This window comes from Serratia sp. G204Y (genome assembly GCF_051172435.1).
Classification (GTDB): Bacteria; Pseudomonadota; Gammaproteobacteria; order Enterobacterales; family Enterobacteriaceae; genus Serratia; species Serratia sarumanii.
Genome location: NZ_JBPIZA010000002.1, coordinates 176021 through 201404, shown reverse-complemented (window position 1 = coordinate 201404; position 25384 = coordinate 176021). Strand labels below are relative to the sequence as shown.

Annotated in this window: 21 protein-coding genes; 17 read left to right on the top strand and 4 right to left on the bottom strand. The window is 59.2% G+C overall.

All coding sequences use genetic code 11. The features are described 5' to 3' along the window. Window positions 1–83 precede the first annotated feature (83 nt). Window positions 84–1520, bottom strand: a complete 1437-nt coding sequence (locus ACSBQQ_RS15330) for an alanine/glycine:cation symporter family protein (protein ID WP_033637048.1) — start codon at window positions 1518–1520, stop codon at window positions 84–86. A gap of 383 nt (window positions 1521–1903) precedes the next feature. Between ACSBQQ_RS15330 and tal the strand changes: the two genes are divergently transcribed. The 3 genes from tal to ACSBQQ_RS15315 all read left to right on the top strand — a co-directional run bounded on the left by tal (window position 1904) and on the right by ACSBQQ_RS15315 (window position 5027). Further along, complete coding sequence (gene tal / locus ACSBQQ_RS15325; protein ID WP_043148160.1) at window positions 1904–2857, top strand: transaldolase; 954 nt, start codon at window positions 1904–1906, stop codon at window positions 2855–2857. A 150-nt stretch (window positions 2858–3007) separates the two neighbouring features. After that, on the top strand, window positions 3008–3595 hold the full coding sequence (gene mog, locus ACSBQQ_RS15320) for a molybdopterin adenylyltransferase (RefSeq protein ID WP_004932980.1): 588 nt from the start codon (window positions 3008–3010) through the stop codon (window positions 3593–3595). Between the two features lie 124 nt (window positions 3596–3719). Further along, on the top strand, window positions 3720–5027 hold the full coding sequence (locus ACSBQQ_RS15315; RefSeq protein WP_033637050.1) for an MFS transporter: 1308 nt from the start codon (window positions 3720–3722) through the stop codon (window positions 5025–5027). Window positions 5028–5071: 44 nt separating this feature from the next. Here the strand turns inward: ACSBQQ_RS15315 and satP are convergent, their stop codons facing one another. After that, window positions 5072–5671 (bottom strand): acetate uptake transporter, encoded by a 600-nt coding sequence (gene satP, locus ACSBQQ_RS15310; RefSeq protein WP_043148271.1) that lies wholly within the window; start codon window positions 5669–5671, stop codon window positions 5072–5074. A 325-nt stretch (window positions 5672–5996) separates the two neighbouring features. On the opposite strand from satP, the gene dnaK reads away from it, so the two are divergent. The 4 genes from dnaK to nhaR all read left to right on the top strand — a co-directional run bounded on the left by dnaK (window position 5997) and on the right by nhaR (window position 11636). Continuing rightward, entirely contained in the window at window positions 5997–7910 is a 1914-nt protein-coding gene (gene dnaK, locus ACSBQQ_RS15305) for a molecular chaperone DnaK (protein WP_004932972.1), read from the top strand. A gap of 106 nt (window positions 7911–8016) precedes the next feature. Further along, window positions 8017–9141, top strand: coding sequence for a molecular chaperone DnaJ (gene dnaJ / locus ACSBQQ_RS15300; protein ID WP_033637051.1), 1125 nt, complete (start codon window positions 8017–8019; stop codon window positions 9139–9141). Between the two features lie 236 nt (window positions 9142–9377). Next, window positions 9378–10544 carry a Na+/H+ antiporter NhaA gene (gene nhaA / locus ACSBQQ_RS15295; RefSeq protein WP_033649145.1) on the top strand — a complete coding sequence of 389 codons (1167 nt, stop codon included), beginning with the start codon at window positions 9378–9380 and terminating at the stop codon, window positions 10542–10544. 192 nt (window positions 10545–10736) lie between these two features. Then, the gene (gene nhaR, locus ACSBQQ_RS15290) at window positions 10737–11636 is read left to right on the top strand and encodes a transcriptional activator NhaR (RefSeq protein WP_004932962.1); all 900 of its coding nucleotides are present in this window, start codon (window positions 10737–10739) and stop codon (window positions 11634–11636) included. A 71-nt stretch (window positions 11637–11707) separates the two neighbouring features. Here nhaR and rpsT read toward each other — a convergent pair whose 3' ends face one another. Then, a complete protein-coding gene (gene rpsT / locus ACSBQQ_RS15285) occupies window positions 11708–11971 on the bottom strand; it encodes a 30S ribosomal protein S20 (protein WP_004932960.1) in 264 nt (87 codons plus the stop codon). Between the two features lie 390 nt (window positions 11972–12361). Between rpsT and ribF the strand changes: the two genes are divergently transcribed. The 5 genes from ribF to ispH are packed head-to-tail and all read left to right on the top strand — an operon-like array spanning window position 12362 to window position 18078. Further along, window positions 12362–13300, top strand: coding sequence for a bifunctional riboflavin kinase/FAD synthetase (ribF, locus tag ACSBQQ_RS15280; protein WP_033649147.1), 939 nt, complete (start codon window positions 12362–12364; stop codon window positions 13298–13300). Between the two features lie 32 nt (window positions 13301–13332). After that, window positions 13333–16149 carry an isoleucine--tRNA ligase gene (gene ileS / locus ACSBQQ_RS15275; protein WP_033649149.1) on the top strand — a complete coding sequence of 939 codons (2817 nt, stop codon included), beginning with the start codon at window positions 13333–13335 and terminating at the stop codon, window positions 16147–16149. 13 nt (window positions 16150–16162) lie between these two features. Then, on the top strand, window positions 16163–16672 hold the full coding sequence (lspA, locus tag ACSBQQ_RS15270; protein WP_033637056.1) for a signal peptidase II: 510 nt from the start codon (window positions 16163–16165) through the stop codon (window positions 16670–16672). Between the two features lies 1 nt (window position 16673). Next, entirely contained in the window at window positions 16674–17144 is a 471-nt protein-coding gene (fkpB, locus tag ACSBQQ_RS15265) for an FKBP-type peptidyl-prolyl cis-trans isomerase (protein ID WP_033637057.1), read from the top strand. After that, entirely contained in the window at window positions 17125–18078 is a 954-nt protein-coding gene (gene ispH / locus ACSBQQ_RS15260; RefSeq protein WP_033637058.1) for a 4-hydroxy-3-methylbut-2-enyl diphosphate reductase, read from the top strand. The genes fkpB and ispH overlap by 20 nt, the downstream gene beginning before the upstream one ends. A 274-nt stretch (window positions 18079–18352) precedes the next feature. Here ispH and ACSBQQ_RS15255 read toward each other — a convergent pair whose 3' ends face one another. Next, window positions 18353–19258, bottom strand: coding sequence for a LysR family transcriptional regulator (locus tag ACSBQQ_RS15255; protein WP_223182365.1), 906 nt, complete (start codon window positions 19256–19258; stop codon window positions 18353–18355). A gap of 211 nt (window positions 19259–19469) precedes the next feature. Here ACSBQQ_RS15255 and pvcA point away from each other — a divergent pair, with 211 nt between their 5' ends. The 5 genes from pvcA to carA all read left to right on the top strand — a co-directional run bounded on the left by pvcA (window position 19470) and on the right by carA (window position 25383). Next, window positions 19470–20435: an L-tyrosine isonitrile synthase gene (gene pvcA / locus ACSBQQ_RS15250; protein WP_033649152.1), complete on the top strand. Its 966-nt coding sequence runs from the start codon at window positions 19470–19472 to the stop codon at window positions 20433–20435. 96 nt (window positions 20436–20531) lie between these two features. Beyond that, window positions 20532–21395 (top strand): TauD/TfdA dioxygenase family protein, encoded by an 864-nt coding sequence (locus ACSBQQ_RS15245; protein ID WP_033649154.1) that lies wholly within the window; start codon window positions 20532–20534, stop codon window positions 21393–21395. A gap of 24 nt (window positions 21396–21419) precedes the next feature. Then, window positions 21420–22679, top strand: a complete 1260-nt coding sequence (locus ACSBQQ_RS15240; protein ID WP_033649155.1) for a glycosyltransferase — start codon at window positions 21420–21422, stop codon at window positions 22677–22679. A 263-nt stretch (window positions 22680–22942) separates the two neighbouring features. Beyond that, entirely contained in the window at window positions 22943–23764 is an 822-nt protein-coding gene (dapB, locus tag ACSBQQ_RS15235; protein WP_033649157.1) for a 4-hydroxy-tetrahydrodipicolinate reductase, read from the top strand. Between the two features lie 470 nt (window positions 23765–24234). Beyond that, window positions 24235–25383: a glutamine-hydrolyzing carbamoyl-phosphate synthase small subunit gene (gene carA, locus ACSBQQ_RS15230; RefSeq protein ID WP_071883765.1), complete on the top strand. Its 1149-nt coding sequence runs from the start codon at window positions 24235–24237 to the stop codon at window positions 25381–25383. The last annotated feature ends 1 nt before the right edge of the window (window position 25384 follow it).

Here is a 25384-nt window from a genome sequence, read left to right as displayed (position 1 = left end):
GCGGATACTGTAGCAAAAAGCGCGGGAAAAAGGGGCAATCGGTCCAATAGGCAGGGGCGCGCACCGCACGCGCCCCGAAAAACTCAGCGCGGCGGCTTTTGGTCGTCCCACACGCCCGGCTCCAGCTGCGACTTCAGCTCCGGATAACGGTTGGCGTCGAAGGTCGGCAGCTTGCCCAGACGGCGTTGGCGATGGTAGTCGTCGGCCAGCTTAAGCGCCACCCGCGACAGCAACAGGATGGCCGTCAGGTTGGTGATGGCCATCAGCGCCATGGAGGTATCCGCCATTTTCCACACCAGCGGCAGCTCCGCCAGCGCGCCGAACATCACCATGCCCAACGCCACGCAGCGGAAAATCAGCAGGCCGCCCGGATGGTTGTGCTCGAGGAACACCAGGTTGCTCTCGGCATAGGCGTAGTTGGCGATGATCGAGGTGAAGGCGAAGAAGAAAATGGCGATGGCGACGAACGGCGCCCCCCAGCTGCCGACGGCGGTCGACAGCGCGCGCTGGGTCAGATCGATGCCGCTGATGCTGTCGGTCGGCTGATCGAGAATGCCGGAGGAGAGGATGATCGCCGCGGTGGCGCTGCAGATGACGATGGTATCGATAAACACACCGAGCATTTGCACATAGCCCTGTGAGGCCGGATGCGGCGGATAAGGCGAAGCGGACGCCGCCGCGTTGGGCGCCGAGCCCATGCCGGCTTCGTTGGAGAACAGGCCGCGCTGCACGCCCTGGGTCATCGCCTGGGAGATGCCGTAACCGACGGCGCCGGCCGCGGCTTCCTGCAGGCCGAAGGCGCTTTTGAAGATCAGCGTCAGGATCGCCGGCATGTGTTCGATGTTATGGCCAATCACCCAGAGGGCCAGCAACAGGTAGGCGCCGGCCATCAGCGGCACCACCAGCTCGGCCACTTTGGCGATGGAGCGGATGCCGCCGAAGATCACCACGCCGCTCAGCAGCACCAGGCCGATGCCGACGTGCAGCGGCTGCAAATGGAAGGCGACGGCGGAGGCCTGCGCGATGGAGTTGGCTTGCACGGCGTTGAACACCAGGCCGAACGCGATGATCAGGAAGATCGAGAACAGCACGCCCATCCAGCGCATGCCGAGGCCCTTTTCCATGTAGTAGGCCGGGCCGCCGCGGTAGTTGCCGTTATCGTCTTTGGTTTTGTAGAGCTGCGCCAGCGAGCTTTCCACAAAGGAGGTGGCCATGCCGATAAACGCCACCACCCACATCCAGAAGATGGCGCCGGGGCCGCCGGCGGTCAGGGCGATGGCGACGCCGGTCAGGTTGCCGGTGCCGACGCGCGCCGCCAGCGTGGTGCACAGCGCCTGGAAAGAGGAGATGCCGGCGCTGTCGCTCTTATTGCTGTTTTTCAACACCGAGAACATGTGGCTGAAGTGGCGGAGCTGGATAAAGCGGGTGCGCAACGTGAAGTAGATGCCGGTGCCGAGCAGCAGATAAATCAGCACCGACCCCCACAAAATGTTGTTTATAAAATTCATCAGGTCCGTCAAGGGATCCCTCCTTTTATCGAAATTTAATGCGCACCTTGCAGCATCCACCGCAGGTGAAAAACATTGGCCTATTTTTTACAAGAGCTTAGCTGGAATCTGTCCGGCGTCAGTCGATTAAGATTTTTCGCAGATTAGCGGACGAATTGCATCAATTTTTTCGAATTTAACATAATTTATTCGGACAATAGCACGTTATTGCCTTTCCATCCGCTCGGTAATGGCGAAAGATATCGGCGTAAACGGTTGCTCGCCCAAGGATAAAACAGATGCCTGCGCGCCGCGGTTTTCCAGCCTTGCACCGGGCTTGGCGCATGTTATTATCAGGGCAGGGCATGGTTGAACAATGCCAAAAGTTCATGCACAAACGATGAGATAATGCCAACATGACCGACAAATTAACTTCCCTGCGCCAGCTGACCACGGTGGTTGCAGATACGGGTGATATCGCGGCAATGAAGCTGTATCAACCGCAGGACGCCACAACCAACCCTTCGCTGATCCTCAATGCAGCCCAAATTCCTGAATACCGTAAACTGATTGACGAAGCCATCGCCTGGGCGCGCGGCCAGAGCAGCGATCGCGAGCAGCAGATCGCCGACGCCGCCGACAAGCTGGCGGTCAACATCGGTCTGGAAATCCTCAAACTGGTTCCGGGCCGCATCTCCACCGAAGTGGATGCACGTCTGTCTTACGACACCGATGCCAGCGTGGCCAAGGCCAAGCGCCTGATCAAGCTGTACAACGAAGCCGGCATCAGCAACGATCGCATTCTGATCAAACTGGCCTCGACCTGGCAGGGCATCCGCGCGGCGGAGCAGTTGGAGAAAGAAGGCATCAACTGTAACCTGACGCTGCTGTTCTCCTTCGCTCAGGCTCGCGCCTGTGCCGAAGCCGGCGTTTACCTGATCTCGCCGTTCGTCGGCCGTATCCTCGACTGGTACAAAGCCAACGGCGACAAGAAAGAGTTCGCCCCGCATGAAGATCCGGGCGTGATCTCCGTGACCGAGATTTACCAGTACTACAAACAGCACGGTTACAACACCGTGGTGATGGGCGCCAGCTTCCGTAACGTCGGCGAAATCATCGAACTGGCCGGCTGCGACCGTCTGACCATCGCCCCTGCGCTGCTGAAAGAGCTGGCGGAGAGCGAAGGCGCGCTGGAGCGCAAACTGTCTTACTCCGGTGAAGTGAAGGCGCGTCCTGCCGCACTGACCGAACCTGAGTTCTACTGGCAGCACAACCAGGATCCGATGGCGGTTGAGAAACTGACCGACGGCATCCGCAAGTTCGCCGTAGACCAGGGCAAACTGGAAAAAATGATCGCCGACCTGCTGTAATTCCGGCAGATCGCGCAGTAAAAAGGTGGCTCAGGCCACCTTTTTTTATGCCCGACGCACCCGCTGGCGAGGGAAGCCCTTATACTCTCGGCAATGACAACAGAACGGGGACGAACCCGTTCGGACCCCATCAGGCTGTAGAGGTTACGCATGGATATTTTACGTATTGGTTTGGTTTCCGTTTCCGACCGCGCTTCCGGCGGCGTTTATCAGGATAAAGGCATTCCGGCGCTGGAGGAATGGCTGAGCGGCGCGCTGGCGACGCCGTTCAAGCTGGAAACCCGGCTGATCCCCGATGAGCAGACGCAAATTGAACAGACGCTGTGCGAGCTGGTGGACGAAATGGGTTGCCATCTGGTGCTGACCACCGGCGGCACCGGGCCGGCGCGACGCGACGTCACCCCCGACGCCACGCTGGCGATCGCCGATCGCGTGATGCCTGGCTTCGGCGAGCAAATGCGTCAGATCAGCCTACACTATGTGCCAACGGCAATTCTTTCTCGCCAGGTGGGGGCGATCCGCAAGCAGGCGCTGATCATCAACCTGCCCGGCCAGCCGAAGTCGATCAAGGAAACGCTGGAAGGGGTAAAAGATGAGCAGGGCAATGCGGTGGTGCACGGCATCTTCGCCAGCGTGCCTTATTGCATTCAACTGCTCGACGGGCCTTACGTCGAAACGCACGCCGCGGTGGTAGCAGCATTTCGGCCAAAGAGCGCGCGTCGCGAGATAAACCTCTAAATTTCAGCGTTCTGCGAGATCGGCTTCAGCCCGTCTGGTGTGAAAATAATTTGCCGCTATAGTAAGGATTCTTTTACAGAAAGCCTGCGGCTTTTATTTTTACAGCCTTTACCGACGGTGCCCTATGCCTCACGACAATAATCGCCGGCTGAACCGGCAAGACTACAAAACGCTGACGTTGGCCGCGTTGGGCGGCGCGCTGGAGTTTTACGACTTCATCATCTTCGTGTTCTTCGCCGCCGTGGTCGGCGATCTGTTCTTCCCGGCGGACATGCCGGAATGGCTGCGGCTGGTGCAAACCTTCGGCATCTTCGCCGCCGGCTATCTGGCCCGTCCGCTGGGCGGCATCGTGATGGCGCACTTTGGCGATCTGGTCGGCCGCAAAAAGATGTTTACCCTGAGCATTCTGCTGATGGCGTTGCCGACGCTGGCGATGGGCCTGCTGCCGACCTACGCCAGCATCGGCATCGCTGCGCCGCTGCTGCTGCTGTTGATGCGCGTGCTGCAGGGGGCGGCGATCGGCGGTGAGGTGCCGGGCGCCTGGGTCTTCGTCGCCGAACACGTGCCGCGTCGGCGCATCGGCTTCGCCTGCGGCACGCTGACCGCCGGGCTGACGGTGGGCATCCTGCTGGGCTCGGTGGTGGCGACGGTGATCAACACCACGCTCAGCCCGCAGAGCATTGCCGGCGGCGGCTGGCGCATTCCTTTCCTGTTGGGCGGCATGTTCGGTCTGGTGGCGATGTACCTGCGCCGTTGGCTGCAGGAAACGCCGATCTTCATCGAGATGCAGGCGCGTAAAGCGCTGGCCGAAGAGCTGCCGCTGAAGTCGGTGGTGCTCAACCACAAACGGGAGGTGGCGGTATCGATGCTGCTGACCTGGTTGCTCTCCGCCGGCATCGTGGTGGTGATCCTGATGACCCCGACCTATCTGCAAAAGCAGTTCGGCATCGCGCCGGCCTTGACGCTGCAGGCCAACAGCATCGCTACCATCATGCTGATCGCCGGCTGCATCGTCGCCGGTTTGTCGGCCGATCGCTTCGGCGCCAGCAAAACGCTGGTGGTCGGCAGCGTGCTGCTGGCCGGCTGCAGCTGGCTGTTCTATCAAACGGTGGGCGTGCGCCCGGAAATGCTGTTCGCCTGCTATGCCTTGGTGGGGTTCAGCGTAGGCGTGGTGGGGGCCGTGCCGTACGTGATGGTGCGGGCTTTCCCGGCGGAAGTGCGGTTTACCGGTATCTCGTTCTCATATAACGTCTCGTACGCTATTTTTGGCGGTCTAACCCCTATTTTTGTGACGCTGATCATGAAATTAACCCCGTTAGCACCCGCTTACTACGTGTTGGCGCTGTCGCTCATCGGGCTGTTGCTCGGTGTCTACCTGCATCGCGACCTGAACAGCGAAGCCGGGGAGCGGCAAGCCGATTCCTACAGCTAAAAAAAAGCCCTGCAATGCAGGGCTTTTTCGTCAGGGAAGGGCGATTATGCGGTGACCGGTGAGGTCGCGACGCGTGCCGGGGCCGGTTCGCCAATCGGCAGCACGGTGCGGCCGTATTGCTCGTTGAGCACTTCGGCCATCGCCAGGTAAATGGCGCTGGCGCCGCAGATGATGCCTTCATAACCGGCGAAGGTCAGCAGCGCGTGGTTGCCGGTGATGTTGCCGACGGCCAGCAGGGCGAACAGCAGCGTCAGGCTGGCGAACACGAACTGCAGTACGCGGTTGGCGCCCAGGGTGCCGAAGAACATGAACAGGGTGAAGATGCCCCACAGCGCCAGGTAGATGCCCAGCACGTACGCCTCGGTGGCCTCAGCCAGGCCCAGACGCGGCAGCAGCAGCAGGCCGACCAGGCTCAGCCAGAAGCTGCCGTAGGCGGTGAAGGCGGTCATGCCGAAGGTGTTGCCCTTCTTGTATTCCAGCAGACCGGCCAGGATCTGGGCCAGGCCACCGAAGAAAATCCCCATGCTGATGATGGCGGAGTTCAGTGGGAAAAAGCCCGCGTTGTGCAGGTTCAGCAAGACGGTGGTCATCCCGAAGCCCATCAGGCCGAGAGGGCCGGGATTCGCCAACTTGTTGGTGTGCATAAGTCCTCTGCGATAACAGAAAATTAACGGAAACAGCGAAGTAAAATAATAAATGGTCTGAATGGCCAAAAAATCGAAGTTTTCCACCAGAGCGCGCGCATCATAATGATCCCCGCAGCCGGAAACAATGATCTGAATGACGATAAAAAAAAGAAATTTTTTTCGCCTTGCCCCTTGATGCCGGATTGGATGGCCCCATCTTATTTGCAACCGCAGCTGCTAACCGCGGGCCGCACTGAGATATCGGGCAGTTGAAAAGCAAAAAATCGCCCGCATATAGGTTAGCAACCTGACTGATTATGAATTTTTTAGTGGAGACGTTTAGATGGGCAAAATTATTGGTATCGACCTGGGTACTACCAACTCTTGCGTAGCAATTATGGATGGTGCCAAGGCACGCGTGCTGGAAAACGCCGAGGGCGACCGCACCACTCCTTCTATTATCGCATATACCCAGGACGGTGAAACTCTGGTTGGCCAGCCGGCTAAGCGTCAGGCAGTGACCAACCCTGAAAACACCCTGTTCGCCATCAAGCGCCTGATCGGTCGCCGCTTCCAGGATGAAGAAGCGCAGCGCGACAAAGCGATCATGCCGTACAAAATCGTCGAAGCCGACAACGGCGACGCCTGGCTGGAAGTGAAAGGCCAGAAAATGGCTCCGCCGCAGATCTCTGCGGAAGTGCTGAAAAAAATGAAGAAAACGGCGGAAGATTACTTGGGCGAACCGGTAACTGAAGCGGTTATCACCGTACCGGCTTACTTCAACGACGCCCAGCGTCAGGCGACCAAAGACGCCGGCCGCATCGCGGGTCTGGAAGTAAAACGCATCATCAACGAACCGACCGCTGCGGCTCTGGCCTACGGCCTGGACAAAGAAGTCGGCAACCGCACCATCGCGGTTTATGACCTGGGCGGCGGTACTTTCGATATCTCCATCATCGAAATCGACGACGTTGACGGCGAAAAAACCTTCGAAGTGCTGGCGACCAACGGTGACACCCACCTGGGTGGCGAAGACTTCGACAGCCGTCTGATCAACTACCTGGTGGAAGAGTTCAAGAAAGATCAGGGTATCGATCTGCGCAACGATCCGCTGGCGATGCAGCGCCTGAAAGAAGCCGCTGAGAAAGCGAAGATCGAACTGTCTTCCGCTCAGCAGACCGACGTTAACCTGCCGTACATCACTGCAGACGCGACCGGTCCAAAACACATGAACATCAAAGTGACTCGCGCCAAACTCGAGTCGCTGGTTGAAGATCTGGTTGCGCGCTCTATCGAGCCGCTGAAAGTGGCGCTGAAAGACGCAGGCCTGTCGGTTTCCGACATTCAGGACGTGATCCTGGTGGGCGGCCAGACCCGTATGCCAATGGTGCAGAAGAAAGTCGCAGACTTCTTCGGCAAAGAACCGCGTAAAGACGTGAACCCGGACGAAGCGGTTGCCGTGGGCGCGGCGGTACAGGGCGGCGTGTTGGCCGGTGATGTGAAGGACGTTCTGCTGCTGGACGTGACCCCGCTGTCGCTGGGTATCGAAACCATGGGCAGCGTGATGACGCCGCTGATCACCAAAAACACCACGATCCCGACCAAGCACAGCCAGGTGTTCTCTACCGCTGAAGACAACCAGTCTGCGGTAACCATCCACGTGCTGCAGGGTGAGCGCAAGCGTGCCAGCGATAACAAATCTCTGGGCCAGTTCAACCTGGACGGCATCCAGGCGGCACCGCGCGGCATGGCGCAGATCGAAGTGACCTTCGATATCGATGCCGACGGCATCCTGCACGTGTCCGCCAAAGACAAGAACACCGGCCGTGAGCAGAAGATCACCATCAAGGCATCTTCTGGCCTGAACGAAGACGAAATCCAGAAAATGGTGCGCGACGCCGAGCTGAACGCTGAAGCCGACCGCAAGTTCGAAGAGCTGGTGCAGACGCGTAACCAGGCGGATCACCTGATCCACGGCACGCGCAAGCAGCTGGAAGAAGCGGGCGACAAACTGCCGGCGGAAGACAAAACGGCGATCGAAGCGGCGCTGAAAGATCTGGAAGCGGCAGTGAAAGGCGAAGACAAAGCCGAGATCGAAGCGAAGACTCAGGCTCTGGTGCAGGTTTCCGGCAAACTGCTGGAAATGGCTCAGGCGCAGCAGGCTCAGCAGGGGGCTGACGCCGGCGCGGACAACGCGGCGCAGAAAGACGACGACGTGGTTGACGCTGAGTTCGAAGAAGTTAAAGACAAAAAATAATCGCCCTTAAGCGGGCACGGGGCGGCCGAGGTGCCGTTCCCGGAAACCAGCACGGGCGTCGAGGCAACTCTGCGCCCGTGCACGCATGTTAAGGGTAAGCAAAAGAATGGCGAAGAAAGACTATTACGAGATTCTCGGCGTCAGCAAGACGGCGGATGAACGTGAGATCAAAAAGGCGTACAAACGCCTGGCGATGAAATACCATCCTGACCGCAACCAGGAACAAGACGCCGAAATCAAGTTTAAAGAAGTTAAAGAAGCTTACGAAGTCCTGACCGACGACCAGAAACGCGCGGCCTACGACCAGTATGGGCACGCGGCCTTTGAACAGGGCGGCATGGGCGGCGGCGGCTTTGGCGGCGGTGCCGACTTCAGCGATATCTTTGGCGACGTGTTTGGCGACATCTTCGGCGGAGGCCGCCGTCAGCGCGCCAGCCGCGGTTCCGATCTGCGCTATAACATGGAGCTGACCCTCGAGGAAGCGGTACGTGGCGTCACCAAAGAGATCCGCATCCCGACGCTGGAAGAGTGCGACGTCTGCCACGGCAGCGGCGCCAAGCCGGGCAGCTCGCCGGTGACCTGCCCAACCTGTCACGGCCAGGGCCAGGTGCAGATGCGCCAGGGCTTCTTCACCGTACAGCAGGCGTGTCCGCACTGCCATGGCCGCGGTCAGATCATCAAAGATCCGTGCAACAAGTGCCACGGCCACGGCCGGGTAGAGAAATCCAAAACGCTGTCGGTGAAAATTCCGGCCGGCGTCGATACCGGCGACCGCATCCGCCTGGCGGGTGAAGGCGAAGCCGGCGAGCACGGCGCACCGGCGGGCGATCTGTACGTTCAGGTGCAGGTGAAGGCGCACCCGATCTTCGAGCGTGAAGGCAATAACCTGTACTGTGAAGTGCCGATCAACTTCGCCATGGCGGCGCTGGGCGGCGAGATTGAAGTGCCGACGCTGGACGGCCGGGTGAAACTGAAGGTGCCTTCGGAGACCCAAACCGGCAAGCTGTTCCGCATGCGCGGCAAGGGTGTGAAATCGGTGCGTGGCGGCAGCCAGGGCGACCTGCTGTGCCGCGTGGTGGTGGAAACCCCGGTCAATCTGAACGACAAGCAGAAGCAGCTGCTGCGTGAGCTGGAAGAGAGCCTGGGTGGCCCGTCCGGCGACAAGAACAGCCCGCGTTCGAAGAGCTTCTTCGACGGGGTGAAAAAGTTCTTTGACGATCTGACTCGCTAACCTGCTGTTTCTGTTGGTTTATGTTCTAACCCCGGGCGTTTGTCCCGGGGTTTTTATTTGCACGCCATGCCCCTAATTCCCTATAAATAATGTGACTTATTCGTGCTTTTGATCGGTTTTATCGAGCTATTTAGCATTTATAAACTTATTTTTTCGAACTAAAACGCCCTCTATACTCACTTCATGACTGTGGTTTGCAGGGCGCTACGCCCTGCACAGATTTGGAGAGACGTACTGTGACCAATATCATTCGTCAATTTTTACGTCAGGAAGCTGCGGGCGGCATCATTCTGATCGCGGCGGCAATCGTCGCCCTGATCATGGCCAACACCCCGGCGCAGGGGATCTATCAGGCATTCCTTAACCTGCCGGTGATGGTGAAGATCGCTTCGCTGGAGATCGCCAAGCCGCTGCTGCTGTGGATCAACGATGGCCTGATGGCCATCTTCTTCCTGGTGGTGGGGCTGGAGGTCAAGCGCGAGTTGATGCAAGGCTCGCTGTCCGGGCGCGACAAGGCGGTGTTTCCGGCGATCGCCGCGCTGGGGGGCATGCTGGCGCCGGCGCTGATTTACCTGCTGTTCAACGGCGCGGATGAAGTCACCCGCCAGGGCTGGGCGATCCCGGCCGCGACCGATATCGCCTTCGCGCTGGGCGTAATGGCGCTGCTGGGCAACCGGGTGCCGACCAGCCTGAAAGTGTTCCTGCTGGCGTTGGCGATCATCGATGACCTGGGCGTGATTATCATCATCGCGCTGTTCTACACCCACGAAGTGTCGATGGTGGCGCTGGGCGTGGCGGCGGCGGCGACGGTGCTATTGGCGGTAATGAACTGGCGTGGCGTGGGTAAAACCTCGCTGTATATGATGGTCGGCCTGGTGTTGTGGGTAGCGATCCTCAAGTCCGGGGTGCATGCGACGCTGGCCGGGGTGATCGTCGGCTTTATGATCCCGCTGAACGTGAAGAAGGGGCCGTCGCCGTCGGAAACGCTGGAACATGAGCTGCACCCCTGGGTTGCGTTTATGATCCTGCCGCTGTTCGCTTTCGCCAACGCCGGGGTTTCTTTGCAGGGCGTATCGCTGGAAGGATTGACGTCGCTGCTGCCGGTTGGGATTGCGGCCGGCCTGTTTATCGGTAAGCCGCTGGGGATTTTCCTCTTCAGCCTGCTGGCGGTGAAAATGGGCATCGCCCGTTTGCCTGAAGGCATCGGCTTCAAACAGGTGTTTGCCGTTTCGGTGCTCTGCGGCATTGGTTTCACCATGTCGATTTTTATCGCCTCGCTGGCGTTCGGCGATGCGGATGCGGCGCTCAGCACCTATTCCCGCCTGGGGATCTTGTTGGGCTCCACCGCTGCGGCGGTGGTAGGGTATGGATTGCTGCGTCTGGCGTTGCCGCGCGTACGTTAATCCTGAATGTGCCCGGTAAGGGCACATAATAAAATGGCTGGTCGGAGCTGCACGGTATAAAATATGTGCAGCTTCGGCCGTTGTTCGTTGGGACTAATGGGGCTATACGTTGTCTGAAGCAGGGAAAGGAAGTTTGTCGCTCGTCACGGCACACCGTTTGCCGCTGCGAAACGTTGTTAAGGAGAGCCGCTCGTGAGGATGTCGCATATCAACTTTAATCACCTTTACTATTTCTGGCAGGTCTGCAAGGCCGGTTCCGTGGTCGGTGCCGCCGAAGCGTTGTTTCTGACGCCGCAGACCATCACCGGCCAGATCAAAGCGCTGGAAGAACGGTTGGACGGCAAGCTGTTCAAACGCCAGGGGCGCGGGTTGGTGCCTTCGGAGCTGGGGCAACTGGTGTTTCGTTATGCCGACAAGATGTTTATGCTCAGCCAGGAAATGCTGGATATCGTCAACTACCGCAAAGAGTCGAATCTGCTGTTCGACGTCGGCGTGGCCGATGCGTTGTCGAAGCGCCTGGTCAGCCAGGTATTGGAAACGGCGGTGGTGGTGGACAACGAACAGATCCACCTGCGTTGCTTTGAATCGACGCACGAGATGCTGCTGGAGCAGCTCAGCCAGCACAAGCTGGATATGATCCTGTCGGATTGTCCGGTGGACTCCAGCCAGCAGGAAGGGCTGTTCTCGCTGAAGCTGGGCGAGTGCGGCATCAGCTTCTTCTGCCGCCAGCCGGCGCCGGAGCTGCCGTTCCCGGCTTGTCTGGAGCAGCGCAAACTGCTGATCCCCGGCCGCCGCTCGATGCTGGGGCGCAAGCTGCTCAACTGGTTCAATACGCAGGGCATTCAGGTGGAGATCCTGGGCGAGTTCGACGATGCGGCGCTGATGAAGGCCTTCGGCATGTATCACAATGCGATTTTCGTGGCGCCGACGTTGTATGCGCAGGATACCTACAACGATGACAACGTGGTGGAGATTGGGCGCATCGACAGCGTGCAGGAGGAGTATTACATCATCTTCGCCGAGCGCATGATCCAGCATCCGGCGGTGCAGCGCGTGTGCAACAAAGATTTTTCTGCGCTGTTTTCCTGCTAGCGGTTCACTGAACGCAGGACGTAAAAAAACCGGCCTGAGCCGGTTTTTTTATCAAGCAGATAACGAAATGCTTATTGCATTGCGTTGATGCGTGCAGTCAGGTTTGACTTATGACGCGCTGCTTTGTTTTTGTGGATCAGGCCTTTAGCTGCCTGACGGTCCACCAGGGGCTGCATTACCAGGAATGCATTTTGTGCTGCTTCTTTGTCGCCAGCTGCGATAGCTGCGTCTACCTTCTTGATGAAGGTACGCACCATTGAGCGACGGCTTGCGTTATGCTTGCGGCGTTTCTCAGACTGTACGGCGCGTTTCTTAGCTGATTTGATATTAGCCAAGGTCCAACTCCCAAATATATTCTATTGAGGACAATTCAAAGGCCGAGGAATATGCCCTTTTAGCCTTCGTTTGTCAATGGATTTGTGCAAATAAGCGCCGTTTGTACAGGCGGCACTCGCTACGTTGTGATGGCGCAGGATTTTACCAGCTTCGCTCTTGGGAATACAGTGTTTCGCGAGAAAATTCGCCAATGTTTTGCCGCGGCGGGCGCAAGCCGTTGGCTGCGGTCGAGAATCGGCCCGGCGGCGCCGGATAAACTGCGGCGAAGCCGTTTCACGCGCAGATTATCTCCGGTATGGTGTGTCTATTACATAAAGGCACCAATCGCGGGTTAACCTTACCGGCTGTACAAGGTATAATCCGCCGATTTCCACTGTTTTGAGCCAGCTATGGAGCTAATTCGCGGCATTCACAATATCCGGGCGCGCCACCATGGTTGCGTGCTCACCATCGGCAACTTTGACGGCGTGCATCGCGGTCATCAGGCGTTGCTGGAGCAGTTGAAGCAACAAGGGCAACGCCTCGGGCTGCCGGTGATGGTCATGATCTTTGAGCCGCAGCCGCTGGAGATGTTCGCCGCAGACAAGGCGCCGGCCCGCTTGACGCGCCTGCGCGACAAGGCCAACTACCTGGCGCAGGCGGGCGTCGATTACCTGCTCTGCGTCAAGTTCGATCCGCGTTTTGCCGCCAACACCGCGCAGGCGTTCGTCGCCGAGCTGCTGGTGGAAAAGCTGGGCGTCAAATTCCTGATGGTGGGGGATGATTTTCGCTTTGGCGCCGGGCGCCAGGGCGATTTTCCGCTATTGCAGCAGGCCGGAAAAGAGTACGGCTTCGAGGTGGTCAGCACCCCGACCTTCCGCGAAGGCGATCGGCGCATCAGCAGCACCGCGATCCGCACCGCGCTGAGCGAGGACGATCTGCCGCTGGCGGAGACCCTGCTGGGTCACCCGTACAGCATCTCCGGGCGCGTGGTGCATGGCGACGAGCTGGGCCGCACCATCGGCTTCCCGACAGCCAACCTGCCGCTCAAGCGCCTGGTAGCGCCGGTGAAAGGGGTGTATGCGGTGGAAGTGTACGGCCTGGGGCCGCAGCCGCTGCCGGGCGTGGCCAATATCGGTACGCGCCCGACCGTCGCCGGCGTGCGCCAGCAGCTGGAAGTGCATCTGCTGGATGTCACAATGGATCTTTACGGGCGCCATATTGAGGTGGTGCTCCGCGCAAAATTGCGCAATGAACAGCGGTTTGCTTCGCTCGATGCCCTGAAGCAGCAAATCGCCAATGATGTGGTGACGGCCCGGAAGTTCTTCGGGCTACAGACACCGGTTTAATCTCTATAGCCGAAAACGGAACCGAGAATCTAATGAGTGACTACAAGAATACCCTGAACTTGCCGGAAACAGGGTTCCCGATGCGCGGCGATCTCGCCAAGCGCGAACCTGGCATGCTGCAACGTTGGTATGAACAGGATCTGTACGGGATTATTCGTACTGCCAAAAAGGGCAAAAAAACCTTCATTTTGCATGACGGCCCTCCGTATGCGAACGGCAGCATTCACATTGGTCACTCGGTTAACAAGATTCTCAAAGACATTATCATCAAGTCGAAAGGGATGGCCGGCTTCGACTCGCCTTATGTGCCGGGTTGGGACTGCCACGGCCTGCCGATCGAACTGAAGGTTGAACAGCTGTACGGCAAACCGGGCGAGAAGCTGACGGCGGCCGAGTTCCGCCAGAAGTGCCGCGAGTACGCGGCCGAGCAGGTTGAAGGCCAGAAAAAGGACTTCATCCGCCTGGGCGTACTGGGCGACTGGGATCGCCCATACCTGACCATGGACTTCAAAACCGAAGCCAACATCATCCGCGCGCTGGGCAAGATCATCAGCAACGGCCACCTGCTGAAAGGCGCCAAGCCGGTTCACTGGTGCACCGACTGCGGATCGTCGCTGGCGGAAGCGGAAGTGGAGTATTACGACAAGACTTCGCCGTCGATCGACGTGACTTTCCATGCGGCCGACGCGGCTGCCGTGGCGGCCAAGTTCGGCGTGAGCAACTTCAGCGGCGCCATCTCCCTGGTTATCTGGACCACCACCCCGTGGACCCTGCCGGCCAACCGCGCGATCTCGCTGCACCCGGACTTCACCTATCAGCTGGTGCAGGTTGACGGCCAGTGCCTGATCCTGGCGGCCGAGCTGGTGGAAAGCGTGATGAAACGCGCCGGCATCACCGAATGGACGGTGCTGGGCAGCTGCAAAGGCGCCGATCTGGAGCTGCTGCGCTTCAAACACCCGTTTATGGGCTTCGACGTGCCGGCCATTATGGGCGAGCACGTGACGCTGGACGCCGGTACCGGTGCGGTGCATACCGCAGGTGGCCACGGTCCGGATGACTTCGTCATCAGCCAAAAATACGGTCTGGAGATCGCCAACCCGGTAGGGCCGAACGGCTGCTACCTGACCGGTACCCATCCGCTGCTGGACGGCAAGTTCGTCTTCAAGGCCAACGATCTGATCGTCGACCTGCTGCGTGAGAAAGGCGCGCTGCTGCACGTCGAGAAGTTCCTGCACAGCTACCCGTGCTGCTGGCGCCACAAGACGCCGATCATCTTCCGCGCCACGCCGCAATGGTTCATCAGCATGGATCAGAAAGGCCTGCGTCAGCAGTCGCTGGAAGAGATCAAAGGCGTGCAGTGGATCCCGGATTGGGGCCAGGCGCGCATCGAAATGATGGTGGCCAACCGCCCGGACTGGTGCATCTCGCGTCAGCGCACCTGGGGCGTGCCGATGTCGCTGTTCGTGCATAAAGAAACCGAGCAGCTGCACCCGCGCAGCGTTGAGCTGATGGAAGAAGTGGCCAAGCGCGTCGAGCAAGACGGCATTCAGGCCTGGTGGGATCTGGACGCCGCCGACATCCTCGGCGCGGACGCCGCCGACTACGTGAAAGTGCCGGATACGCTGGACGTGTGGTTCGACTCCGGTTCCACCCACGCTTCGGTGGTCGACGTGCGTCCTGAGTTCCACGGCCACAGCGCCGACATGTATCTGGAAGGCTCCGACCAACACCGCGGCTGGTTCATGTCATCGCTGATGATCTCCACCGCGATGAAAGGCAAGGCGCCTTATAAAGAAGTGCTGACCCACGGCTTCACCGTTGACGGCCAGGGCCGCAAGATGTCCAAGTCGATCGGCAACACCGTCAGCCCGCAGGACGTGATGAACAAGCTGGGCGGCGACATTCTGCGTCTGTGGGTGGCGTCGACCGATTACACCGGCGAGATTGCGGTGTCCGACGAGATCCTCAAGCGTTCCGCCGACTCTTATCGCCGCATCCGCAACACCGCGCGCTTCCTGCTGGCCAACCTGAACGGGTTCGAGCCGAGCACCGATTGCGTCGCGCCGGAAGACATGGTGGTGCTGGATCGCTGGGCGGTCGGCCGTGCGCTGGCGGCGCAGCAGGATATCGAGCAGGCTTACGCCAACTACGATTTCCATGAAGTGGTGCAGCGTCTGATGCAGTTCTGCTCGGTCGAGATGGGCTCCTTCTACCTGGATATCATCAAGGATCGTCAGTACACCGCGAAGAGCGACAGCGTCGCCCGCCGCAGCTGCCAGACCGCGCTGTATCACATCGTGGAAGCGCTGGTGCGCTGGATGGCGCCGATCATGTCGTTCACTGCGGACGAAATCTGGGGCTTCATGCCGGGCAAACGCGCGCAGTACGTGTTCACCGAAGAGTGGTACGACGGCCTGTTCGGGCTGGCGGAAGGCGAGCCGATGAACGACGCTTTCTGGGCCGAGTTGCTGAAAGTGCGCGGCGAAGTGAACAAGGTGCTGGAGCAGGCGCGTGCCGACAAACGCCTCGGCGGTTCGCTGGAAGCGGCGGTGACGCTGTATGCCGACAGCGAGCTGGCGGCGCGCCTGAACAGCCTGCAGGATGAGCTGCGCTTCGTGCTGCTGACCTCTGCGGCAAGCGTTGCGCCATTGGCGGAGGCGCCGGCCGACGCGCAGGCTTCCGAGCTGCTGAAAGGGCTGAAGATCGCCTTCAGCACGGCACCGGGTGAGAAGTGCCCGCGCTGCTGGCATTACACCACCGATATCGGCCTGGTGGCGGAGCATGCAGACATCTGCGGCCGCTGTGTAAGCAACGTCGCCGGTGACGGCGAGAAGCGTAACTTTGCCTGAGAACTCGCGCCTGATGAGTAAATCAATTTGTTCGACCGGCCTGCGTTGGCTGTGGGTTGTGGTGGCGGTGCTGGCGCTGGATTTCGGCAGCAAGCAGTGGATCCTCGCTAACTTTACGCTGGGCCAGTCCCAGCCGTTGATCCCGTCGTTCAACCTGTTTTACGCGCGCAACTACGGCGCCGCGTTTAGCTTCCTGGCCGACCATGGCGGCTGGCAGCGCTGGTTCTTCGCCGGCATCGCCATCGCCATCGTTGCGGTGCTGCTGGTGATGATGTACCGCAGCACCGCGCAGCAGAAGCTGAACAACATCGCCTACGCCTTTATCATCGGCGGGGCGTTGGGCAATCTGTTCGATCGCCTGTGGCATGGTTTCGTAGTCGATTTCATCGACTTCTACGTTGGTGACTGGCACTACCCGACCTTCAACCTGGCGGACAGCTTTATCTGCGTGGGCGCGGCGATGATCGTGCTGGAAGGTTTCCTGTCGCCGGCGAACAAAAGCGCAAAGAGTAAAGGTGAGTAATATGACGGCTCAGGTTATCAGTGACAGCGCGGTGCTGGTTCACTTTACGCTGAAACTGGAAGACGGTTCGACCGCCGAATCCACCCGCAGCAGCGGCAAGCCGGCGCTGTTCCGCCTGGGTGACGGCAGCCTGTCGGCACCGCTGGAAGCGCAGCTGCTCGGCCTGCGCGCGGGCGACAAATGCGCCTTTACCCTGCAGCCGGAAGCGGCGTTCGGCGCGGAGAACCCGGATCTGGTTCAGTTCTTCTCGCGCCGCGACTTCGCGGAAACCGGCGTGCCGGACGTGGGCACCATCATGCTGTTTACCGCCATCGACGGCAGTGAAATGCCGGGCGTGGTGCGCGCGGTGGCAGAAGATTCGATCACCGTCGATTTCAACCATCCGCTGGCGGGCCATCCGGTGACCTTCGATATCGAAGTGCTGGAGATCGATCCGCAGCAGGAGGAGATGCATGCAAATATTGCTGGCTAACCCGCGCGGCTTCTGCGCCGGGGTTGATCGTGCGATCAGCATCGTGGAACGCGCGCTGGAGCTGTATGGCGCGCCGATCTACGTGCGGCATGAAGTGGTGCACAACCGCTACGTGGTCGACAGCCTGCGTGAGCGCGGCGCGGTGTTTATCGAAGAGATCGCGGAAGTGCCGGACGGCTCTATCCTGATCTTCTCGGCGCACGGCGTTTCTCAGGCGGTGCGTGCCGAAGCCAAGGCGCGCGATCTGACCATGCTGTTCGACGCCACTTGCCCGCTGGTGACCAAGGTGCATATGGAAGTAGCGCGCGCCAGCCGCCGCGGCACCGAAGCGATCCTGATCGGCCACGCCGGGCACCCGGAGGTGGAAGGCACCATGGGCCAGTACAGCAACCCGCAGGGTGGCATGTACCTGGTCGAATCGCCGGAAGACGTGTGGAAGCTGCAGGTGAAAGACGAAAACAACCTGTGCTTCATGACGCAGACCACGCTGTCGGTGGATGATACCTCGGACGTGATCGACGCCTTGCGTCAGCGTTTCCCGAAAATTATCGGGCCACGTAAGGATGATATCTGCTACGCCACCACCAACCGTCAGGAAGCGGTGCGCAACCTGGCCGGCGATGCGGACGTGGTGCTGGTGGTGGGGTCGAAGAACTCCTCCAACTCCAACCGTCTGGCGGAACTGGCGCAGCGCGTCGGCAAACCGGCTTATCTGATCGACTCGGCGGCGGATATTCAGGAAAGCTGGCTGAGCGAAGCGCGCAATATCGGCGTTACCGCCGGCGCCTCGGCACCGGACGTGCTGGTGCAGGAGGTGATCTCTCGCCTGAAAGCGCTGGGTGGCCTGGACGTGCATGAAATCAGCGGGCGTGAAGAGAACATCGTGTTTGAAGTGCCTAAAGAGCTGCGCGTGGACGTTCGTCAGATCGACTGACATGCGCCGGCGGATGACAACGGGGAGCTTAGGCTTCCCGTTTTTTTTGGAAAGCGCGCCGCGTAAAAAAATAATATTCCATGCATATTCAAATTTTCTGCTAACTAAAGTCAAATTTATTCTGAGTATTTGAAATAACGTCGATGTGATTAATTATATAGGCTGGCGAAAAGTCATTAATAAAAATATCATTAGGCTGCAATCTAAATGGGGCCCGGTGTTGGCAAGGTGATTACAATAATTACAATAATAGATGTTGCAGATGTTTCTTATTTTATTCCTGCCGAATATGTTCTACGGGGCTTAATCCCTTCTCCTGCAAATAGAGTTTCATATGTTCAAGCAATCGTCTGACTTTTAATGGCTGGATCTCCCTGCGCGGCATAATGGCATAGCAATTAATTTCCGGTAACCGCCAATCGGGCAATATTTCAATCAGCTCGCCGCTGCGCAATTCACGTTCAACGTTGGCGAAGAAATTGCGAATGATACCCTTGCCGGTCAGCGCCAACTCCTTCATCGCCATACCGCTGTTGGTGAACAAGCGCCCGGTCATACGCATGCGGTGTTCACCGCCGTTGCGATGGATCAGGCGGACAAACTGCGGGTTGCCGAGCGGCGTAAAGGTGACCCATTGGTGGTGCGTCAGCGCCTGTGGCGAATCCGGCACGCCGTGATGCGCCAGGTAGGCCGGCGAGGCGCACAGCACTTCGCGGCAGCGCGCCAGCCGCGTGGAAACGTAGCTGGAGTCGGCCAGCACGCCGCCGCGTATCGCCAGATCGATGCGCTGCGTGATGAGATCTATCTTCTCATCGTGAATTTCCAGCCGCAGCGTGAGACGGGGATGTTCGTCGAGAAAACTTTGCAGCGCCGGCACCAGATAGTGAGTGGCGAATTCGGTGGAGGTGGCGACGCGCAGCTCACCGACCAGTTCGCCGCGCAGTGCGGCGATCCGTTGTTGGCCACGTTCGGCGGCGTGGATCATCAGCAGGCAATCTTCATAAAAGCACAATCCGGCTTCGGTCAGACTCAATGAGCGCGTCGAGCGCAGCAGTAATTGAATGCCCAGATGTTCTTCCAACTGGCGAATATGCTGGCTGACGGCGGAAGTCGTCATGCCCAATTCTTTTGCCGCCATGCTGAATGCGCCGCAATCGACCACTTTTGAGAAAATGGCCATGCGTTTTAAAATATTGCTCATAGTTTGTTAAGCACAACTTAACCAAGATTGTGAATTATACGGGCTAATAATATAGCACTATCTCTTCTATATTGCCTGAAGCACATAAACGCCGGGCTGATTATTATTTCGCAGAGTTTTTTCTCTTTTTGATAAATCTTATTGCGCTTATCAATAATGCACCCGCGCCACATCGCAACAGGAGCTCATTGTGGACAGCGCTCAGAAAGAAGAAATATCGTTAAAAATCCTACGTGAATTATTGCAATACCGCCGCCGCTTCCCCGGCGACGATACCTCGATTGCCGAAGAAGAACGGCGGGTCACTCAGGTGCAATTGCCGCGCATTCGGGCATTCATTGAAAACGAGCAACGTATCGAATTCGTGCTGCCGGCCTTTCCCACCAAGTCGCCCAACACCAACAAGGTGATCGGCGCGGTGCCGGACATGGCGGAGCGGCTGTCGCTGATCTTCCTCAACTCGCTGTGCCAGCGCATTCAACTCTATTACCCGCCGGGGGCGCATATCGTTATCTGCTCCGACGGCCACGTGTTCGGCGATCTGATCCGCGTCAGCGATGAAGCGATCAACCACTATCAGCGTGAGATTGAAAGCCTGCTGCATGAAGTGGGCGCGACGCACCTGAGCGTGTTCAACCTCGGCGACGTCAAAGGCCTGGCGGAGCATACCGATGATTACGATCTGCTGCGCCGGCTGTTGGTGGAGGGCTATGCCGAAACGGAAGAGGCGATCAAGCAACAGCTGATGCAGGACGAACAGGGCCTCTTGCTGTACCGCGCCATCACGCGCTTCCTGTATGAAGACAGCCAGCTGCCGGGCTACAGCGGTTCCAACGCCGCGCTGCAGAAAGATGCCAAACAGCGCGCCTGCGGCGTGATCCAGCGCAGCTGGGCCTGGGGCAACCTGCTGGCGCAGCATTTCCCGGCGGCGATCCGCCTGTCGATTCACCCGCAGCCGGCCGACAGCCTGAAAATGGGCATCCACATGATGCCGACCAAAGACGACTGGCTGACGCCGTGGCACGGCGTGGCGGCCAACGTGAACGGCCAGTTCGTGCTGATGAAGCGTAAAGACGCGCAGAGCCTGGACGGCGAACTGGTGGAGATCCGCGGCACGCCGAGCCATTACCTGATCGAACAACCGCAGATGGCCTGAGGCCGTGGCGGGCTTTTGCGCCCGAAATCCTGGCGGGCGCGTTTTTGATGGCACGTTGCCGTGTGAGCAGCACATTCGATGCAAGGAGAATCACCGATGAACAACCAACCGCTTAATTGCCATATTCAACCGAATACCCCGTTTGGCGCGATCCTGACGCCGCAGCATCCGGGGCAAAAGATCGGCGAGCTGCCGGTGGCGGCGCTGCGGGCGCTGGCGCAGGAACACCACTTGCTGGTGCTGCGCGGATTCGACTCGGGTTTCAGCGAGGCGGAAGTTCTGACTCGCTACGCTGAGCAGTGGGGCGAGATCATGATGTGGCCGTTCGGCGCGGTGCTGGACGTGAAGGAGCATCCGGACGCCAAGGATCATATCTTCGACAGCAGCTACGTCCCGCTGCACTGGGATGGCATGTATAAGCCGACCATCCCCGAGTTCCAGCTGTTCCACTGCGTGGCGGCGCCGTCGCCGGACGAAGGCGGATGCACCACCTTCGTCGACACCACGCGGCTGTTGGCCAATGCGGACGAAGCGCTGCTGGATCAGTGGCTGTCGGTCTCGATCACCTACCGCATCAAGCAGGTGGTGCATTACGGCGGCGAAGTCTGTTCGCCGCTGGTGGTGCAGCACCCGAACGGCAGGGGCTTAATCATGCGCTACAATGAACCGCCGACGGAAGGAAAAAAATTCCTCAATCAACATGCGCTGGAATACCACGGCGTGCCGGAACACCAGCAGGAACAGTTCCACCACACTCTGCAGCAGCACCTGTACGATCCGCGTCACTATTATGCCCACCAATGGCAACAGGGCGACGTGGTGGTGGCGGACAACTTCTCGCTGCTGCATGGCCGTGAGGGCTTTACCGCCCGTTCCGCGCGTCATTTGCAGCGCGTGCATATTCAGAGCAACCCGGTGTGTGCCAATCTGGCGCTGAAGCCGGCCAACGCAGAAGCGTAAAGGAGCATTATGGCAAGGATACTGATGGCGGCGGTCGCCACTCCGGGGCACGTCTACCCGATGTTAGCCATCGCTCGCCACCTGATTGCCCAAGGGCATCAGGTGCGGGTGATGACCGGCGCGCTGTTTCGCGAACGCGCCGAGGCGGCGGGCGCGAGCTTCGTGCCGTTCGACGCGCAGGTGGATTTCGATTACCGCCACCTGGAAGAGCACTTCCCCGAGCGCGCCGCGCTGCCGCCGGGCAATGCGCAGATGGCGCTGGCGCTGAAGGATTTCTTCGCCGCGCCGATCCCGTTGCTGGATCGGCAGCTGCGTGCGGCCATCGCCGCCGAAAAGACCGATCTGCTGATGGTGGAGAACTGCTTCTACGGCGTGCTGCCGCTGCTGCAGTCCGCTGAGCGGCCGCCGGTCTTCGGTATCGGCGTTACGCCGCTGTCGTATTCTTCGCGCGATGCTATTTTTTATGGCCCGCGTATCCCGCCGGCGCTGCTGCCGCAGGCGTTGACCCGTGAGCAACTGGTGGATGAGGAAACGCGCGTGCTGATCGATGACGTGCAGCAGAGCTTCGATGCGGCGCTGCTGCAGGCGGGCGGGCGGGCGCTGGATCGCCCGTTCACCGACGCGCTGATCGGCGGCTGCGAGCGTTTCCTGCAGCTGGCTACCACGGCGCTGGAATATGAGCGTGACGATCTGCCGAGCGGCGTGCGATTCGTCGGCCCGCTGCGCAGCGGCGGCCAGCCAGCGGCGGAAGAGACGCTGTGGGAGGCGGACGATCGTCGGCCGCTGGTGATCGTGTCTCAGGGCACGCTGGCCAATGTCGATCTGCATCAGCTGATCGTGCCGACGCTGCAAGCGCTGGCGCATCTGCCGGTGCGGGTGCTGGCCACCACCGGCGGACGGGCGACGGAAGGGCTGATGGACGCGCTGCCGGGCAATGCCAGAGTGCGGGAGTTTATCTCCTTCGAACGCTGGCTGCCGGAGACGGCGCTGCTGATCACCAACGGCGGTTACGGCTCGATCAACTATGCGCTGGACAGCGGCGTGCCGCTGATCGTCGCCGGCACCGGCGAGGACAAGCTGGAGGCGGCCGCGCGCGTGGTGGCCGCTGGCTGCGGCATCAGCCTGCACACCAGCACGCCAAGCGCCGAACAGATCCTGGCGGCGGCGACGCGCATTCTGCAGCAGCCGATCTATCGGCAACGTGCGGCGCTGGTGCGTGAGGACTATGCCCGCCACGACGGGCTGACGGCGATCGCCAACGAAGTGGCCGCCATTACCGCCTGACCTCGCCGTTCTTCCTTCCCCAGGCGCCGTTTTCGGCGCCTTTTTTCCGCATTTTTTTGCCATGGAAACTGCATGATTATGTACAATCGTCGCAGGCCGCCAAATCGGTTGAATGTTAATCTCACGACAGCGCCGCTGATGAAAGCGGGGGAATATCATAATTTTCTAATTATGAAATGAATCCTCTGGCGACGCTGAAGCGGGGCGGTTACCCTGAATCGATAGCCTAATAGGATAGGCGTCAAATCAAGAAGAGAGCAAGCATGAGTGATACACAAATCCGCATTGCGATTGCGGGCGCCGGTGGCCGGATGGGCCGTCAGTTGATCCAGGCGGTGCAGCAGGCGGAAGGCGTGGTATTGGGGGCGGCGCTGTCGCGCCCGGGTTCCAGCCTGATCGGCGTCGACGCCGGTGAGCTGGCGGGCATTGGCGCGCTGGGCGTCAAGGTGAGCGACAGTCTGGAGAAGGTGGCGAACGAGTTCGATATTTTGATCGACTTCACCCGCCCGGAAAGCACCCGGGGCTACCTGGATTTTTGCGTGGCGCACCACAAGGCGATGGTGATTGGCACTACCGGCTTCGATGACGCCGGCAAGCAGGCGATCCGCGATGCGGCGCAGCATATCGGCATCGTGTTCGCCGCCAACTTCAGCGTCGGCGTCAACCTGGTGCTGAAACTGCTGGAGAAGGCCGCGCAGGTGATGGGCGACTATACCGATATCGAAATCGTTGAGGCGCACCACCGCCACAAAGTGGATGCGCCGTCGGGCACGGCGTTGGCCATGGGCGAAGCGATCGCCGGCGCGCTGGGGCGCGATCTGAAAAGCTGCGCGGTCTATGCGCGCGAAGGCCATACCGGCGAGCGCGATCCGAAAAGCATCGGCTTTGCCACCATTCGCGCCGGCGACATCGTTGGCGAGCACACCGCGATGTTCGCCGACATCGGTGAACGGGTGGAAATCACCCATAAAGCCTCTAGCCGTATGACTTTTGCCAGCGGCGCGGTGCGCGCGGCTTCCTGGTTACATAACCGTGATAAAGGTCTGTTTGATATGCGCGACGTGTTGAATTTGGACCAATTATAATTGATTTGCATACCATCGTGATGTGGTTGTATTGATCATAATGCTATGATAATCGGACAATAAATTTATTGTCCTTTTTTTTAACATGAAAAATGAAGTGTTGGTGTGTTTTTGTTGTCGTGATTGTTATTTATCGATGATTATCTCGCTAATCACTCCGTTTTCATCCACCAGATCCCATTTCAGCGTCTTTTTAAGCCCATTCTGGCGCCATTTTCCGTCATTCAGCTTCGCAACCGTTTTCTAGCCTCGGTTTTCTGTGTTTTTATCGACGCTCAAGCCTCATGAGCGCCGAGAACTGCAAAAATAAAACAAAAAACGGCAGTTTGGGTAGACAAGCCGGGCACTCATCATTAAAATGCGCCCAATTTGCCAAAAATTGGCCTCGCGGACGGTTTTTGCATTGATTTAGATCGCGATATCTGAATTAATATGCAAATATTGTGATTGATTATTCCTCGGAGGATGTTTTGATAAAGTCAGCGCTATTGGTTCTGGAAGACGGAACCCAATTCCACGGTCGGGCCATCGGGGCAGAGGGAACGGCAGTGGGGGAAGTGGTCTTCAATACGTCGATGACCGGTTATCAAGAAATCCTCACTGATCCTTCCTATTCCCGCCAGATCGTTACTCTTACTTATCCTCATATCGGCAATGTCGGCACCAATGCTTCCGACGAAGAATCCTCCGCAGTACACGCCCAAGGCCTCGTCATTCGTGACCTCCCGCTGATCGCCAGCAACTACCGCAACGAAGAAAGCCTGTCCGACTACCTCAAGCGTCACAACATCGTGGCGATCGCCGATATCGATACCCGTAAATTAACCCGCCTGCTGCGCGAGAAGGGCGCCCAGAACGGCTGCATCATCGCCGCCGACTCGCCGGACGCCGCGCTGGCCCTGGCCAAGGCGCAAGGTTTCCCGGGGTTGAAGGGCATGGATCTGGCGAAAGAGGTCACCACCCAAGAGGCTTACAGCTGGCAGCAAGGCAGCTGGACGCTTGAAGGCGACCTGCCCGAAGCCAAAACCGCCGCGGAGTTGCCGTTCCACGTGGTGGCTTACGACTACGGCGCCAAGCGCAACATCCTGCGCATGCTGGTGGATCGCGGCTGCCGCCTGACCGTGGTGCCGGCGCAGACCCCGGCCGACGACGTGCTGAAAATGAATCCGGACGGCATCTTCCTGTCCAACGGCCCGGGCGACCCGGAGCCGTGCGACTACGCCATCGCCGCCATCAAACAGTTCCTGGAAACCGACATCCCGGTGTTCGGCATCTGCCTGGGCCACCAGCTGCTGGCGCTGGCCAGCGGGGCGAAAACCATGAAGATGAAGCTCGGCCACCACGGCGGCAACCACCCGGTGAAGGATCTGGACAACAACACCGTGATGATCACCGCGCAGAACCACGGCTTCGCCGTCGATGAAAACAACCTGCCGGCGAACCTGCGCGTCACGCACAAATCGCTGTTCGACCACACGGTGCAGGGCATTCACCGCACCGACAAGGCGGCGTTCAGCTTCCAGGGTCACCCGGAAGCCAGCCCAGGCCCGCACGATGCCGCGCCGCTGTTCGATCACTTTATCGAACTGATTGAGACTTACCGTTCTAACGCCAAATAAT

Excerpts from the sequence above, each read along its gene's own strand:
- ileS (WP_033649149.1), top strand. The coding sequence starts at position 13,333 with ATGAGTGACTACAAGAATACCCTGAACTTGCCGGAAACAGGGTTCCCG.
- dnaK (WP_004932972.1), top strand. The coding sequence starts at position 5,997 with ATGGGCAAAATTATTGGTATCGACCTGGGTACTACCAACTCTTGCGTA.
- ACSBQQ_RS15240 (WP_033649155.1), top strand. The coding sequence starts at position 21,420 with ATGGCGGCGGTCGCCACTCCGGGGCACGTCTACCCGATGTTAGCCATC.
- ACSBQQ_RS15245 (WP_033649154.1), top strand. The coding sequence starts at position 20,532 with ATGAACAACCAACCGCTTAATTGCCATATTCAACCGAATACCCCGTTT.
- ACSBQQ_RS15315 (WP_033637050.1), top strand. The coding sequence starts at position 3,720 with ATGCCTCACGACAATAATCGCCGGCTGAACCGGCAAGACTACAAAACG.
- dnaJ (WP_033637051.1), top strand. The coding sequence starts at position 8,017 with ATGGCGAAGAAAGACTATTACGAGATTCTCGGCGTCAGCAAGACGGCG.
- tal (WP_043148160.1), top strand. The coding sequence starts at position 1,904 with ATGACCGACAAATTAACTTCCCTGCGCCAGCTGACCACGGTGGTTGCA.
- ribF (WP_033649147.1), top strand. The coding sequence starts at position 12,362 with ATGGAGCTAATTCGCGGCATTCACAATATCCGGGCGCGCCACCATGGT.
- mog (WP_004932980.1), top strand. The coding sequence starts at position 3,008 with ATGGATATTTTACGTATTGGTTTGGTTTCCGTTTCCGACCGCGCTTCC.
- ispH (WP_033637058.1), top strand. The coding sequence starts at position 17,125 with ATGCAAATATTGCTGGCTAACCCGCGCGGCTTCTGCGCCGGGGTTGAT.
- satP (WP_043148271.1), bottom strand. The coding sequence starts at position 5,671 with ATGCACACCAACAAGTTGGCGAATCCCGGCCCTCTCGGCCTGATGGGC.
- ACSBQQ_RS15255 (WP_223182365.1), bottom strand. The coding sequence starts at position 19,258 with ATGGCCATTTTCTCAAAAGTGGTCGATTGCGGCGCATTCAGCATGGCG.
- lspA (WP_033637056.1), top strand. The coding sequence starts at position 16,163 with ATGAGTAAATCAATTTGTTCGACCGGCCTGCGTTGGCTGTGGGTTGTG.
- fkpB (WP_033637057.1), top strand. The coding sequence starts at position 16,674 with ATGACGGCTCAGGTTATCAGTGACAGCGCGGTGCTGGTTCACTTTACG.
- dapB (WP_033649157.1), top strand. The coding sequence starts at position 22,943 with ATGAGTGATACACAAATCCGCATTGCGATTGCGGGCGCCGGTGGCCGG.